This window comes from Lysinibacillus sphaericus (genome assembly GCF_006864135.1).
Taxonomy (GTDB): Bacteria; Bacillota; Bacilli; order Bacillales_A; family Planococcaceae; genus Lysinibacillus.
Genome location: NZ_SADV01000003.1, coordinates 111,023 through 125,326, shown reverse-complemented (window position 1 = coordinate 125,326; position 14,304 = coordinate 111,023). Strand labels below are relative to the sequence as shown.

The 14,304-nt window shown below is 36.0% G+C and carries 13 protein-coding genes; 12 read left to right on the top strand and 1 reads right to left on the bottom strand.

Going from position 1 to position 14,304, the window contains the following annotated elements; genetic code table 11:
- The first annotated feature begins 46 nt into the window (after window positions 1-46).
- From C7Y47_RS04890 to C7Y47_RS04875, 4 genes are all read left to right on the top strand, one after another.
- Entirely contained in the window at window positions 47-913 is an 867-nt protein-coding gene (locus C7Y47_RS04890) for a GNAT family N-acetyltransferase (RefSeq protein ID WP_142507737.1), read from the top strand.
- Window positions 914-980: 67 nt separating this feature from the next.
- Window positions 981-1,511 (top strand): GNAT family N-acetyltransferase, encoded by a 531-nt coding sequence (locus C7Y47_RS04885; RefSeq protein ID WP_142507736.1) that lies wholly within the window; start codon window positions 981-983, stop codon window positions 1,509-1,511.
- A 210-nt stretch (window positions 1,512-1,721) separates the two neighbouring features.
- Entirely contained in the window at window positions 1,722-1,937 is a 216-nt protein-coding gene (locus C7Y47_RS04880) for a hypothetical protein (protein WP_142507735.1), read from the top strand.
- 244 nt (window positions 1,938-2,181) lie between these two features.
- The gene (locus C7Y47_RS04875) at window positions 2,182-2,958 is read left to right on the top strand and encodes a class I SAM-dependent methyltransferase (protein WP_142507734.1); all 777 of its coding nucleotides are present in this window, start codon (window positions 2,182-2,184) and stop codon (window positions 2,956-2,958) included.
- Window positions 2,959-3,092: 134 nt separating this feature from the next.
- On the opposite strand, the gene C7Y47_RS04870 is transcribed toward C7Y47_RS04875, so the two are convergent.
- Window positions 3,093-3,491 (bottom strand): glucosamine 6-phosphate synthetase, encoded by a 399-nt coding sequence (locus tag C7Y47_RS04870; protein ID WP_142507733.1) that lies wholly within the window; start codon window positions 3,489-3,491, stop codon window positions 3,093-3,095.
- A gap of 295 nt (window positions 3,492-3,786) precedes the next feature.
- Here C7Y47_RS04870 and C7Y47_RS04865 point away from each other — a divergent pair, with 295 nt between their 5' ends.
- From C7Y47_RS04865 to C7Y47_RS04830, 8 genes are all read left to right on the top strand, one after another.
- Entirely contained in the window at window positions 3,787-4,398 is a 612-nt protein-coding gene (locus C7Y47_RS04865) for an undecaprenyl-diphosphatase (protein WP_142507732.1), read from the top strand.
- A gap of 522 nt (window positions 4,399-4,920) precedes the next feature.
- Window positions 4,921-6,744, top strand: coding sequence for an IucA/IucC family protein (locus C7Y47_RS04860; protein WP_142507731.1), 1,824 nt, complete (start codon window positions 4,921-4,923; stop codon window positions 6,742-6,744).
- A complete protein-coding gene (locus C7Y47_RS04855) occupies window positions 6,716-8,470 on the top strand; it encodes an IucA/IucC family protein (RefSeq protein ID WP_142507730.1) in 1,755 nt (584 codons plus the stop codon). The genes C7Y47_RS04860 and C7Y47_RS04855 overlap by 29 nt, the downstream gene beginning before the upstream one ends.
- A complete protein-coding gene (locus C7Y47_RS04850) occupies window positions 8,467-9,705 on the top strand; it encodes an AMP-binding protein (RefSeq protein WP_255505007.1) in 1,239 nt (412 codons plus the stop codon). The genes C7Y47_RS04855 and C7Y47_RS04850 overlap by 4 nt, the downstream gene beginning before the upstream one ends.
- Window positions 9,702-9,959 (top strand): petrobactin biosynthesis protein AsbD, encoded by a 258-nt coding sequence (gene asbD, locus C7Y47_RS04845; RefSeq protein ID WP_142507729.1) that lies wholly within the window; start codon window positions 9,702-9,704, stop codon window positions 9,957-9,959. The genes C7Y47_RS04850 and asbD overlap by 4 nt, the downstream gene beginning before the upstream one ends.
- A 12-nt stretch (window positions 9,960-9,971) precedes the next feature.
- Window positions 9,972-10,946: a DUF6005 family protein gene (locus C7Y47_RS04840; RefSeq protein ID WP_142507728.1), complete on the top strand. Its 975-nt coding sequence runs from the start codon at window positions 9,972-9,974 to the stop codon at window positions 10,944-10,946.
- On the top strand, window positions 10,943-11,767 hold the full coding sequence (locus C7Y47_RS04835) for a sugar phosphate isomerase/epimerase family protein (RefSeq protein WP_142507727.1): 825 nt from the start codon (window positions 10,943-10,945) through the stop codon (window positions 11,765-11,767). The genes C7Y47_RS04840 and C7Y47_RS04835 overlap by 4 nt, the downstream gene beginning before the upstream one ends.
- 726 nt (window positions 11,768-12,493) lie before the next feature.
- Window positions 12,494-14,191, top strand: a complete 1,698-nt coding sequence (locus tag C7Y47_RS04830) for a hydrogenase maturation protein (RefSeq protein ID WP_142507726.1) — start codon at window positions 12,494-12,496, stop codon at window positions 14,189-14,191.
- The last annotated feature ends 113 nt before the right edge of the window (window positions 14,192-14,304 follow it).

The window sequence follows — 14,304 nt, the reverse complement described above, 5'->3', positions numbered from 1 at the left end:
TAGAATCTGTGTAAAATAGAAACAAACGTTCTTATAGGGGGATTAAATGACTTCATATCATAAACAGTTACAGTTAGTATTATTCGATGCAAATGATATTCCAGGATTAATTGATCTTTCTGACTCTGTCGGGTGGGATTATGATGAATCTGAAATTAGAACGGTGATGATGTCAGGTAAAATATTTGGGCACAAAAATGCTGAAGGGAATATTGTTTCAAGTGCTGCCATTATTACATATGATACAAATTTAGCTTCGATAGGTATGGTCATTGTGCATGAAAATTACAGAGGACTTGGCCTAGGGAGATTAGCTACTCAAAAATGTATTGAAAGTGTTTCACAACATACAGCTATTATGCTCGTCGCAACGAAAGACGGAGAACCATTATATAAGAAAATAGGCTTTACCACTGTAGATTATGTGCATAAATATCTGGCTGACAAGTATAGCGGTGCACATAACTTAACTTCAAATGACTTTACGATTGAAGATTATAATGAGAGTGATTTTGCTGAAATTGTCCGCTTAGATGCAGCTGCCTTTGGAGATAAAAGAAGTAATTTTCTACGGAATAGGATAAACCAAGCTAAGCATTGTAGCGTTGTGAGAGATCATCAAACAAATATTATTGGCTTTGGGTTGTCCATTCAAGGTCCAATTCATCTAATTTTAGGCCCAATCATAGCACCTGATTCTATAACAGCCAGTCTCATAATTAATACTTTAGCGAAAGACCATCATGGAAAATTAAGAATGGATGTGCCATCTGGACATGCTGAAATGATAAAGTGGTTAGAGCAAAATGGTTTTACAGAGGCAAATAGACCTCCAGTTATGATTCTTCATGCAGAAGAAATGCCGACTAGAAATAATACGCTATTTGTCATAGCTGCACAAATTTTTGGCTAACATCACTTTGTTTTAAAGGATTTTACTAGAAGTGTGGAGAATAGATGATAATAAAGGGGGAGAATGAATGTTTCCTAATTTAGAGACAGAAAGACTTATTTTAAGAGAATTAACGCAGGATGATGCGGAAAGTGTATTTAATTGCTTTTCTCATAAAGAAGTCACTCGCTATTATGGACAAGAGCCATTTATTGATTTACAGCAAGCAGAAAGTTTAGTGAAATTATTTTCAAAGAATTTTGCTGAAAAAAGAGGGATAAGGTGGGGGATTGAAAGAAAGGAAACAAAAGGTATAATCGGGACAATTGGTTATAACGCTTGGTCGCCTATCCATAGACGGGCAGAGATCGGTTATGAAATTCATCCTGATTATTGGAGAAAAGGATATACTCAAGAAGCGGTTACCGAAATTGTGTCGTATGGCTTTGAGCATATGGGTCTTACTCGTATAGGTGCTGTTGTATTTATAGAAAATGAAGCCTCGAATAAGCTGCTAACTAAAGTGGGCTTTCAACAGGAAGGAATTCTTCGAGATTATATGTATCAAAATGGTCAGGCGCATGATACATTTGTCTATTCCATATTAAAAAATAGATAAGTATGTTTTTTCTCGAGAGAAAATTCTATTAACCATAGGAAATATAGTGTTAAGGCATTGTTATATACCTTTTATACCTTTTATACCTTTTATTGGTTAATAAATGATAACTAAGATATAGTTTTGCATTTGCTTTTTTCGGTTATAGTGCTAGTAAAGGGCTAGGATTTTTATTAGTGGTGAAAAAGTAACAGTAAGGGGCTTTGTGAAATGGGAATACAATATAGCACAGCTTATTTTGAAAAGTTGGATTTACTTGAAATTTTATATGCGGGGCAGGCAGCATTAAAAGAAACGCTACCTACGCACAATACCAGTAAAAATTATTTAGAACGCTTTGAACAAATAGAAGCAGCCATTGCTAAGCTAAATAAGGAAATTCGAATCCTTGAGCTAAACATTATCCAGTCTTTAGATATAGAATAGTTAAAAGTAAAAAAACTCATGCAATAAATGCGTGAGTTTTTTTGTTGCTTCAAACGATCTTAAACTTCTCCCTCCTTCATAAAGTTAAATACTTTCAAAAATCAGAACGGATACTTTGGTAATAAGGATAACTTATGAAAATCAATAATTAACATTGATTTTACTTATATTACGAATGGTTGTAAAATAATGTTAGTGAGGAAATCCATATTGATTGGTAAAAAAACAGAAAAGAGTGATGAAGATGGGCATTGATTTTCACAACAAAGACAATCAAACTACTTATACAACTCGACAGGCTGACCACTCGTGGATCGAAGCAATGAAAGAACTTGTCCCTAACATGAATACTTCGAAGGCTGCAGATATTGGTTGTGGCGGAGGCATTTATGCTAAAGCATTAGCAGATATGGATGTACCTGCTGTAATAGGTGTGGATTTTTCACAGGCTATGCTCGTTGGGGCAAAAGAAAATTGTAAAGACTATGATAATATTACTTTCAAGCAAGGAAATGCATTGGTTACAGGTTTAGATAATGATAGCTACCAGTTAGTACTAGAAAGAGCTTTAATTCATCATATCCAAAATTTAAAAGCTTGTTTTCAAGAGGCATATAGAATTTTGGAGGATAAAGGGATATACATTATCCAAGACCGGACACCTGAAGATTGTTTATTAAAAGGTGATGACCACCATATTAGAGGCTATTTCTTTGAGCGTTTTCCAAAATTAAGAGAGCAAGAAATAAAACGCAGACATAGCAGTGAGCTAGTAATTGAGACACTTAAGGCAATTGGGTTTAGCGAGGTGCAAGAAGTAAAGCTATGGGAAACAAGAAATGTGTATGAACAAAAAGAGCAATTGTTAAAAGATTTACGGGAAAGAACAGGCAGAAGTATTTTGCACGAGTTAGACGATGAAGAATTAAATGAATTAGTGAATTATATTGATAAGTCGATTTCAACTGAGAGTTTTATAGTTGAAAAGGACAGATGGACCATTTGGAAAGCTGTAAAATAATTTATTTTTTTTAAGTGTGTTGTGAGGAGTTATCCGCTGGTTGAGTAGTGTTCAATCCGTCAGTAGGGCTCTGCTATCCGTCAATTCGATTAAAAGAAGCTCTCGTTCGCTGTCAACCGAGAGCTTTTAACTATTTATTTCCCTACTAATGCAAGAAGGTATTTATCTCGATCCGCTTCCTCTTGCATTTTATTATCGACTAACATTGCACCGTACCTCACATTTGTCATATCACGATTAACTAAAAATTGAACATTCACTTTTGAGGCTTTATTATTGACTGGACAGTCTCCTTTAAATTCTACAACATCCTGTCTTTTTTGAGTTTCAAAATACACCCAGTATGGATTTTGACAAGCGTTAGCAAAACCCGATTCTATTGTTTTACTACTATTTTCGAAAGAATAGTTTTTTACATATGTAATATAGTCATTATCCGTAATGTCCTTTTGTGGACCGTAAAAATACCAGAACACCCCTAAAATTCCGATTGGCACAATCCACAGTATATTCCTTTTGCTTAATTTCCCCATATTTGATGCCCCCTTTATTAAAAATATTTTATCATCTTTATACTGATTCTTGCTAGCTTACTATAATATTTTCTAGTTTATGATGCAATGTTGTAAAAACGGATTTGGGAGAGAAATTGATTTTTTTCAAATTTATCTGCGGTTTATTGAAGAAAGGGGATTTTTTTGTAAATAAAAGAAACTATAAGGCTTATGATGACGTCATGTATGAAAGGGTAAGCAAGTATTTAACTGGAAGCAGTGCATATTTGAAAAACGTTAATTACTGAGAAATTAAAAGCAAGGAGATTTAAAAATGAATTATGGAATATTTCAATGGATTAATGATCTAGCTGGTCGCTATCCTTTGCTGGATAAAGGGATGATTTTCATCACTGATAGCGTTCCTTATATCGTTATCGTATTCATGTTATTTTTATGGTTTACAGCAAACAAAGAAAAAAGGACAGAAAAACAATATACAGCTTTTTACATTGTCTTTACATGTTTACTTGGATTGGGTCTAAACGCACTCATTCACCTATTCTACTATCATGCACGACCATTCATTACATATGATGTTCATCAGTTAGTACCACATGCTGATGATTCTTCGTTTGTAAGTGATCATTCAGTATTAGTATTCGCTCTTGCGTGGACGTTACTTTTACGAAAAGACTCGTGGAAGTATCCGGTATTAGTATGGGCCATCTTAGTAGGTATTTCACGTATCTTCGTCGGCGTACATTATCCAGCCGACGTGATTGGTGGAGCCCTTCTGTCATTTGGGGCAAGTTTAGTCATTATCAAGTTCTCCAAAGTATTGGAGCCGGTCGTACAAGTTCTATTCAATATCTATAACAAACTAACGAAACATATCCCTTTTTTAGCAAAGTTCGGTCATAAAGATCTAAGTCAGGGGAATTAATAAAGTATAGATGAAGAGTCGCATATTAGTGCGGCTCTTTATTTTGTCAACAAAAGAATAAATATAAAATAATGTGTATACAAAAACAACAGTTAATTCACTCCGAGATAGCGTTTTCCCCTTGTAATATTTTGTCGTCACAATAGATCACAAATCAATAAAATCGGATAAGTGATATAAGAAACGATCTCTGCTGCTACAGTTTTACATATTTCGATGGCTTGTATTGCTATATAGGTCTTTAGACATTTGACCATTTATGTATTTCCTGTATTATGGAAATATGGTTGAAAATGATAATCGTTATCAATTGGGTCGCGTAGTTATGAATTTACTATTATCCTATAAATTTTTAATGTTCTTTTAATTACTAGGAACGTGTATCATTTGTCAGCAACACATTTGTTTCCATTTATTTCTTATTATCAGTCTTGCTAATTAGGAAGACAAATTTTTTTAACAATTGATGAGAACTATTATCATTTACTAGGTGGAAGATTCTGTGAAAGGATGGCTAATTACATGCAACAGATTGCTAAACAGATTGCAGAAAATGCAACGTTTCAGGCGTTTATGAATTGTTATATACGAGAAGTGAAAAGCGGACATTGGATCAAAAAGGAGGAGTGGATAACAGAACAGCGACTAACTATCCTGATTACAGAGGGACATATGTTAGAGCTTGAGTTGCCGATACAAAACACCCGTATTGCATTTGGTGTGGAATACAAATCTCTTGTTGGAAGACATAAATTTGGTGTCTCGTTGAAGTATTGTACGAATAAAAAACAATGGCATGTCGAAGATAAATTAACGATACTCATCATGCTCATTCAAGAGCTACATTTAATGACTAAGGCGGATGGATGTCCTGGATTTTCTCCCCATTTTGATGAACTCATTCTGCGCATAATTGAAAGCTATCAAACAATGGCAAATTATATTGAAAACAGTTTGGAAGATAAGAAACAACATGGAGCAAATGCTACATTTATTGAAGCTGAGCAGTCTCTCTTATTTGGACATTGGCTTCATCCTACACCTAAAAGCAGACAAGGTATGGCAAATTGGCAACAAATGACTTTTGCTCCAGAGCTACAAGGATCTTTCCAACTTCACTATTTTCGTGTCGACCCTAAAATTGTGAAAGAGTCCTCTGTATTAGAAAAAAGTGCGAGTGAACTCATTTATCAGTCTTTAACAAAATCACAACCTGATTTTGTTATGTCAGAGAAAGATTGCCTCATTCCGATGCATCCGCTTCAAGCACAGTGGCTTTTACAGCAACAGTATGTAAAAAAAGCGCTTGCTGAAGGATTGATAAAATACGAAGGTGCGCTTGGGGCATTGTATACAGCAACCTCTTCGATAAGAACAGTATATAGCCCAAATGAAGAGATGATGTATAAGTTTTCAATTCCTGTAAAAATAACGAATTCATTGAGGGTAAATAGAACGCATGAACTAAAAGCTGGAATTGTTATGGCTCGGTTAATGAATAAGATTAATTTCTTGCAAAATTATCCATATTTCCAGATGATTGATGACCCAGCCTATATGACTATAGAGTTCCCAAATCAGACGGAATCAGGGTTTGAGGTTATTTTTCGCTCAAACGTATTTCCTAAAGGACATGATGAAGGAATATGCATGATCGCTACTCTTATGCAAGAGCCCTTACCAAATGAAAAATCAAAATTGTGTCAACTCATTATGAAAATCTCACAATCAGAATTCCGCTCTTTAGAGAGTGTAAGTTTAGATTGGTTTAAAGTCTATTGGAAATGTGCTATTGAATCATTATTAAGATTATACGATGAGCATGGGATAGCTCTCGAAGCACACCAGCAAAATAGTCTGTTAAACATTTCTTCAGGTTATCCAACTACTTATTATTATCGTGATAACCAAGGTTATTACTTATCAAAAGCATATAAAGAAGTACTTCTTTCAATAGAACCTTCTTTACATGAAACAGCTGAGCTATTTTACGAAGATGCCCTTATTCATGATAGATTTACATATTATTTGATTATGAATCAATTGTTTCCCGTTATTTCCCGATTTGGAGCAGATCAGCTAATCGATGAAAAAATTCTTTTGAAGTGGTCTACCGATCAACTGCACTTATTAGAAAAAGAATTCACAGGTTTCGGGAAGGCATTCGTTCGTAACATTCTAAAACAAGAAGAGCTTGCGTTTAAAGCAAATCTATTAACAAGGTTTCATGATGTAGATGAACTAGAAGCCGAACTTGAACAAGCGGTATACACGAAAATTCCAAATCCGTTCGTTCTTCAGTATGAGGAGGCAGAGTATGCAGCAGCTACAGCCTTTAGCTTCTAAACAAGGAGAGCTACGTGTAAGGCGGCAACTTGTAGAAGCAATGATTTTTGAAGGACTAATTAAATATGAAGAAACACGTTTAGATAAATGGACTTCAATTTTTACGCTTGTTGGTCAGAAGTGCACCTATCGTTGTAAAGGAAGAAGAATGGCATTTGATCGCATCCGAATACAGGGAGAGAGTATTTTCCTAGTAGGAAAAGATGAAACGTTACTAGAAGCAACGCTTGAGGATCTAGTAGATGAATTACTTTCGACTTGTAAAGATAAAGTACGATTACTGAAAGAACTTCATTTAACGAGTAAGCTTTGTGAATGGAATGATCGCCATCTCCAAATGCCGATGTCGAGAAGAAATTCGAGCTATGAAGAATTAGAATCAGAAATCATTGAAGGACATCCATATCATCCTTGTTTTAAATCCAGAACTGGTTTTACGATCGACGACCATAAAGACTATGGCCCTGAGGCAAAGCAATCATTTACCCTTCAATGGGTTGCAGTGAGAAGAAGCTTCGTCCGAATTTCTGTTCTTGAAGAGGAAGAGAACTTTTGGAAAAGAGAGGTAGGGCATTTGCTGTGGGAAGACCTTCTTGCAACGCTAGCGGTATTCGATGGAACATTTGAAGAATATACGTTTTTACCTGTTCATCCTTGGCAATGGCATAACATGAAGCATGAACTAGCTAGATTAATGGAGCAAAAAGATCTAATACCTCTAAATGTGCAAGGAGATTACTATAGGGCAACCCAATCAGTGCGAACACTATGGAATTTTTCAAATCCAAAAAAGGCGCAATTGAAATGCTCGATGAATATAGTGAATACCTCTTCATTACGAAAGTTACATGCTCATGCTGTTTGTGCTGCTCCTCATATTTCAGCATGGCTTAAACAGGTGATTCAATTAGACGCCTATTTACAAGAGGAAGCGTCTCTTGTTGTGCTGGAAGAATATGCAGGGATTATTTTTGAACCGAATGCAAACAAACATAGTAGAAAACTAGAAGGGCAGCTTGGCTCAATATGGCGAGAAAGTGTGCGCTCGTGTATGAAGGATGAAGAGGAAGCGGTACCGTTTACGGTACTAATGATGATGGAGATAGATGGGCGTCCATTTATTGATGATTGGCTTTGCCGATATGGAACGGAGGAATGGGTAAAACGCTTGATCGAAGTGAGTGTTATTCCTGTGTGGCACTTGCTTGTCGCCCATGGTATTGCTGTGGAGGCCCATGCGCAAAATATGATTTTATTACATCAAAATGGGTGGCCGACTCGGGTTGTACTGAGGGATTTCCATGACAGTATCGAATATATGGAAGAATTCATTGCAGACAGAAGCCTTGTTCCAGACTTTGAAACGATACACGATTGTTTTAAAGATGCACCTGTCGAGCATTATTATTGGATGTCTTCTGTAGAGGCTTTACGAGAGTTAGCTATGGATACACTATTCGTGTTTCATTTAAGTGAACTATCTTATTTGCTAGAAGAGCAGTATGGATTTGCAGAAACACATTTTTGGAGTCAAGTTAAGGACGGAATACAGAAGCATTTTGAACGCTTTCCATCATTATGCTCAAGAAATGAACAGCTCCAGCATACTAGCACACAAATTTATGTTGAATCTTTGCTAACAAAGAAACTTCAAAATCAAGAAGAAGGTAATTTTCGACATATCGTCAACAATGCGTTGGCGCAAGCGGATAAAAAGGGGAAATGATGATGTTTTATGTCAATGATCAATTTTATACAGTAGAAGATATCGAGAAGCAATTTGAACTATATGAAAGCTTACCGCATCTAAGGGAGTGTTACAATCGCAGACTAGCTATTTGTACGGATGACACTTTCCAATATATAGCTCTTTGTTTATATATTCGCGAAAAAGGTGGATCAGTTGTCCCAATCCATCCAGCGACGCCAAAAGAGGGATCTGTACGGCTTGCTTCTTCAGCAGGTAGTCATCTTTTGATGTTCCAATCGATTGATACGTTCATCGAACTATCAAATCATTCCAATAACCAAGAAGGCGTATTAGTTCAAATGAGCTCAGGTACAACAGGAGCTCCGAAATGTATTGAACGAACGTGGGGTTCAGTGGAAGAAGAAATTGCAAGTTATGTGAAGACTTTACCTGTCGATTCCTTGACAAATTCTGTTGTCGCTTGTCCGGTTACTCATTCTTATGGATTCATTTGTGGTGTTTTGGCTTGCATAAGAAGAGGAGCAAAGCCAGTTATTATTACGAACGTTAATCCTAAATATATTTTGAAAAAGCTAAAAGAATATCCTAAGCACATACTCTATGCGGCTCCAGCGTTACTATATACATTAAGTCGATTATTACCTATTGATCAACAATTTGATCGTGTGATGACGTCAGGAACTATGATGCCGCATAGCTGGTTGACATCATTAAGAGAGAAATCTCGCCAAGTATTACAGCAGTATGGATGCTCTGAATCCGGGTGTGTTGCAATTCATCCTAATGTGAAAGATCCGAAACAAATGGGCTACCCCCTTCCTCATGTGAAGGTGACAGCTGGCGACAAACAAACACCGAGCGAAATTATCATTGAATTGTCTACACAAACAATTTATACAAAAGATCTTGGCTTTATAGAAGATAATGTTCTTTCTTTTCTTGCAAGAATGGATGACACGATTAATGTAGCAGGCTTGAATGTGTATCCGCAAGAAGTTGAAACCGTGTTAATGGATGACCCAAGAATAGTCGAAGCAGTCGTATATAAGAAACTAGACAACTTATCAGGAGAGCGAGTATGCGCACTATATGTGTCTACTGAACCGATCGATAATATGGAACTTAGAGAATGGTGCCGGAAATTTCTCGCTCCACATCAAATTCCGATGGAGTTTGTGTTTGTTCATGAAATTGAAAAGCTGCCTAATGGAAAAGTAAGTAGAAAAAAACTTGGAGGCATACCAGTATGACGCGACAACAATTAATCAAGAGCATCTATGATATTATGGAAAATTCATTAGAGTTGCAGACACTGTCCTCTTTTAATGAAGATGCCCGATTAAATGAGGATTTGTATATGGATTCCATTATGGTCCTTCAACTGATTCTTCATATAGAGTTGGATCTTGGCATTTCCATTCCCGATGAGGTTCTCGTTCCAAGAGATTTCAAAACAGTAGGAACACTAGCAAGCTTTTTAGAAAAACAGCAAAAGGTAGTATAATCGGAGGCAAAAATGATAAAAGTTCATTGTTTTGTAAGCTGTGTTTGTGAGGTTATTAAGAAAACGAAAGACGTCGATCATAGGCCCTACTATTTTGGAGTATGGGACGCAGATTTTGATGTGCTCGATAATGGAGTGCTAGCATACCATTCTGATCAAATTGATCATCATTTCTTTCAAACATGGTATGAAATGCTCTATGGAATCAAGCTTTACAAATGGTATGACGACAAGCAATCAAAACAAGAAAATACAAACAAACTGCTAAAGTTATTAGAGAATAAATCTCCATATCAACATGTGATGGTGATGCTGGATTTATCGATGCTTCCAGAGCGAGAGAATAAATTTCATCAACGTCCATTCCCTCATTATGTGATGCTAGAATCGACAGAAAATGAAGAAGAATGGTTTATGTATGACCCTGATTTTCGCTGGGAAGGGATTTTACCGAAGGAGAGAATTTTAGCTGCAATCCAAGAGCCAACTGTCGAAGGTGGTTATTACTTTAATTCTGAGACGATTATTGCGCCAACTACAGAGACGGTTGAAGCCTATTTTAATACATGTATAAAGCTGCATTGTAATCCGTTGACAGATGCAATTACCGAGATTATTAAAGGGTATATTGCAGGAAAAGAACAAGAAAATATGTCAAAACTTCCGACTGCATTAAAACAATTGCCGGTTATAGCGATCAGAAAATATGCGTATGAACATGCGTTTGCATTTTTTGGGGAAGCACTTGGCCGCGATGAGGAAAGCTTTGACACATGGTGTGATGATATTGAGCGTTTAGTGAATGGCTATACAACGATTCAGTATCGAGTGATGAAACTTGCGATGACACAAGATTTATTATTAGCTAAAGATATTTTCTTGAAGTTAGAAGAACAAAATCTCCTTGAGTTCAAGATTAAGCAAGGATTACAAGAATGTTTTGAAGCATGGTTAACATTACAGCATAAGAAAGAGGTTATAGTATGAAACTATCTATTTGTACAATCTCGTTTCGGCACCATCTCCACTCCATTGACCAATTAGCCCAATTTGCAAAAAATCAAGGTTTTCAAGGAATCGAGCTCTGGGGTGCTCATGCAAAGAACTTGGCAGATGAACTTCATTATGGAGCAGATTGGCTAAGCTCCTACGGTTTGGAAACGAGTATGCTTAGTGATTATTTGCCATTAGAAGCACCAATTACCGAGATGATGGCTGAAACAGAGCAATTATCATCACTTGCAAGGCGCTGGGGAACGAATAAGATTCGTACATTTGTAGGAAAACATGGCAGTTCAGACACAAGTAAAAAAGAAAGAAAAGAACTTATTTCTAGGCTTAGAATGCTCTGTGATTATCTTGAGTCAAAAGGACAATATTTGCTTGTTGAAACTCATCCGAACACATTGACAGATAATCTACCTTCAACGATGCAGTTACTCGAAGAAACGAATCACTCAAGCCTACGCGTGAACTTTGACGTTTTGCATATATGGGAATCAGGGATAAATCCTATTGTCGCCACAAAGCAACTTCGTCCTTATATCTCACATTTTCACTTTAAAAATATTGCCTCACGTGCACAACTTGATGTTTTTGCTCCTAACAATGTTTATGCTGCAGCAGGGTCTAGAGAAGGGATGGTTCCATTGTTTGAAGGTGCAATTGATTATGGTGAATTCTTAGCAGAAGTACTTTCAATCGTGGAGGTAGATGCGTCATTGGAATGGTTCGGATCGAATGTGAAGAGCGTATTAGCAAAAGATGTACAGGAGGTAAAGAAGTCGTTGCAGTTGGTACAAGTTTAATATGTAAAAGCTAACTATCTGTTTTCGTAAATGAGAGAGGCAGAGATTTAGTGAGAAAATCAGAAAAGTGCGGGAAATCAGGAATTGATTTCTCGCACTTTTTAAAGTTTTGACTAGTTTTGTCCATTTTCCCTCATCAGCAATAGAAGCTTTTACTGAAACGCCTTCAGCTTAGTGGATTAAATTATAACCAATTTACTTTACCAAAGCGTACTCATCAAATGACGAATAATTGAAAAACTAAAAGTGATTATATAAAAATACGATCAAAAAAGTCTTTTTCTGAAAAGTGGTTCAGACTATTGATATATCAACATTTCCAACGTTTATAAATTGGTTATTATTGATAATTTGTCTATTATATGTCAATTTTGTGATTTTGAAGTTTTTTAATTTTATTTATTTTGTGTCTTGCATTGACTCACAGCCCTCGAAAAAATAAAATGAGAACATTGGGAAATTTTCCTAATTAAAGGGCGCTTCTGCAAAAAGATTTTCAGGGCTTGAAATAGAAAATGCCCACTTATATGATGCATGATTGTCAACTAGAAAATGACTCATCATCACATAAGGAGGACTCCATTAATACGAACCAAAAGACCAATCAAGTATCAGAAAAAACGCACGCCATTGGTTCAATGGGGTATACATTGTATCTAAAAACAATAACAAGCTCTGTTATATTTTGTTTATCACTACCTAATAGAAAGATATTGGAGGATTAAAATGAAAATTTTATTTATAACATCCGCACATAACAGCATGAGCCAACGCTTTTACGTTGAATTGACAGATAGAAAATATGAAGTGGATATTCATATCACCACAACAATAGATGCAATGATTCAAGCAATTGAAGTTTCAAAGCCAGATTTGATTATCTGTCCGTTCTTGAAGACCGCCATCCCAGAGGAAATTTGGAAGAAGTATGTATGTATTATTGTACACCCTGGTATTAAAGGGGATAGAGGACCTTCTTCTATTGATTGGGCGATCATGGGACAGGACAGAGAATGGGGAGTTACACTACTTCAAGCAGAGCAGGAAATGGATGCAGGAGATATTTGGTCTACAAACAATTATTCGATGCGTGAAGTTAGTAAAAGCACGCTATACAGACATGAAGCAACACATGCAGCTGTAAAAGGATTACTTGATTTATTGGAGAAGTTTAAGGCGTATCAAAAGGGTGAGTATTGTCCTGAACCATTAGATTATAATAATTCAAATGTGAAAGGTACACTTTTACCAACAATGAAACAATCTGACCGTAGAATTCATTGGCTTAGTGATAATTCTGAAACTATTGCAAGAAAAATTCGTGCTGCTGATAGTAACCCTGGAGTTCTCGATACTATATTCGGTGAAGAGTACTATTTATTCGGTTGTCATGTAGATGACAGAATAGTTGGGAATAGTGGGGAAATTCTTGGCTATCGTGATGATGCAGTATGTGTAGGAACGATTGATGGGAGTGTTTGGATTAGTCACGTAAAGAAAAAAGGAGGGATAAAATTACCAGCATCCCTTACTCTATCACATTTATTAAGGAATGTTCCTGAATTACCTATTAACCCTTTTGACGATATTGAAGGGAGAACATACAGAGAAATCTACTATAAAGAAAAAAATCAAGTAGGATACTTGCATTTTGATTTTTATAATGGCGCTATGCACACCTCACACTGTAAGAAACTTCAACAAGCCATTATAGAAGCTAAAACAAAAAATAGTAAAGTATTAGTTTTAATGGGTGGGCATGATTTTTGGTCTAATGGCATTCACTTAAATACTATTGAATATGCTGAAAATCAAGGGGATGAATCGTGGGAAAATATTAATGCGATTGATGACATGATTCTTGAAATTCTAAATACACCAGATAAAATTGTTATGACTGCTATGCAAGGAAATGCTGGTGCAGGAGGGGTCATACTAGGTCTTACAGGTGATTTTATTTTTGCAAGAGAAGGTGTTGTGTTAAATCCTCATTATAAAAAAATGGGGAACCTATATGGTTCAGAATATTGGACGTATTTATTACCAAAACGTTTGGGGAAAGAGTTAGCTTTTGAAATTACTGAAACATGTCCTGCCTTAAGTACATTAAAAGCAAAAGAAATCGGATTAATTGATGATTATTTTAAAGGCAATGTCCAAGAATTTGATGAAAAAATACAAAAAGTTGCTGAATATTGGGCATCTTCGTCTCTTTATGATGAAATTATTGCAAATAAACAAGCAGAACGAGAAAGAGATGAAAAAGAAAAGCCATTAGCAGAATATCGCCATGAAGAATTAGAACAAATGAAGATTAACTTTTATGGAGAAGATAAAAGTTACCATATTGCACGGAAAAAATTTGTCTATAAAATAGCTTGTGATCAGCCAAGCGTTCTTCTAAATGATAAAATAACGATTTGAAATAATTAGTGCTAATTCCCTTTCATCGGAATGGGGCGGACCAAAAAGCCTACAACATAGAAGAGGGTTTGCCGTTTTGGATGATGAGATATAATTGATAGAAAATAAAGGGG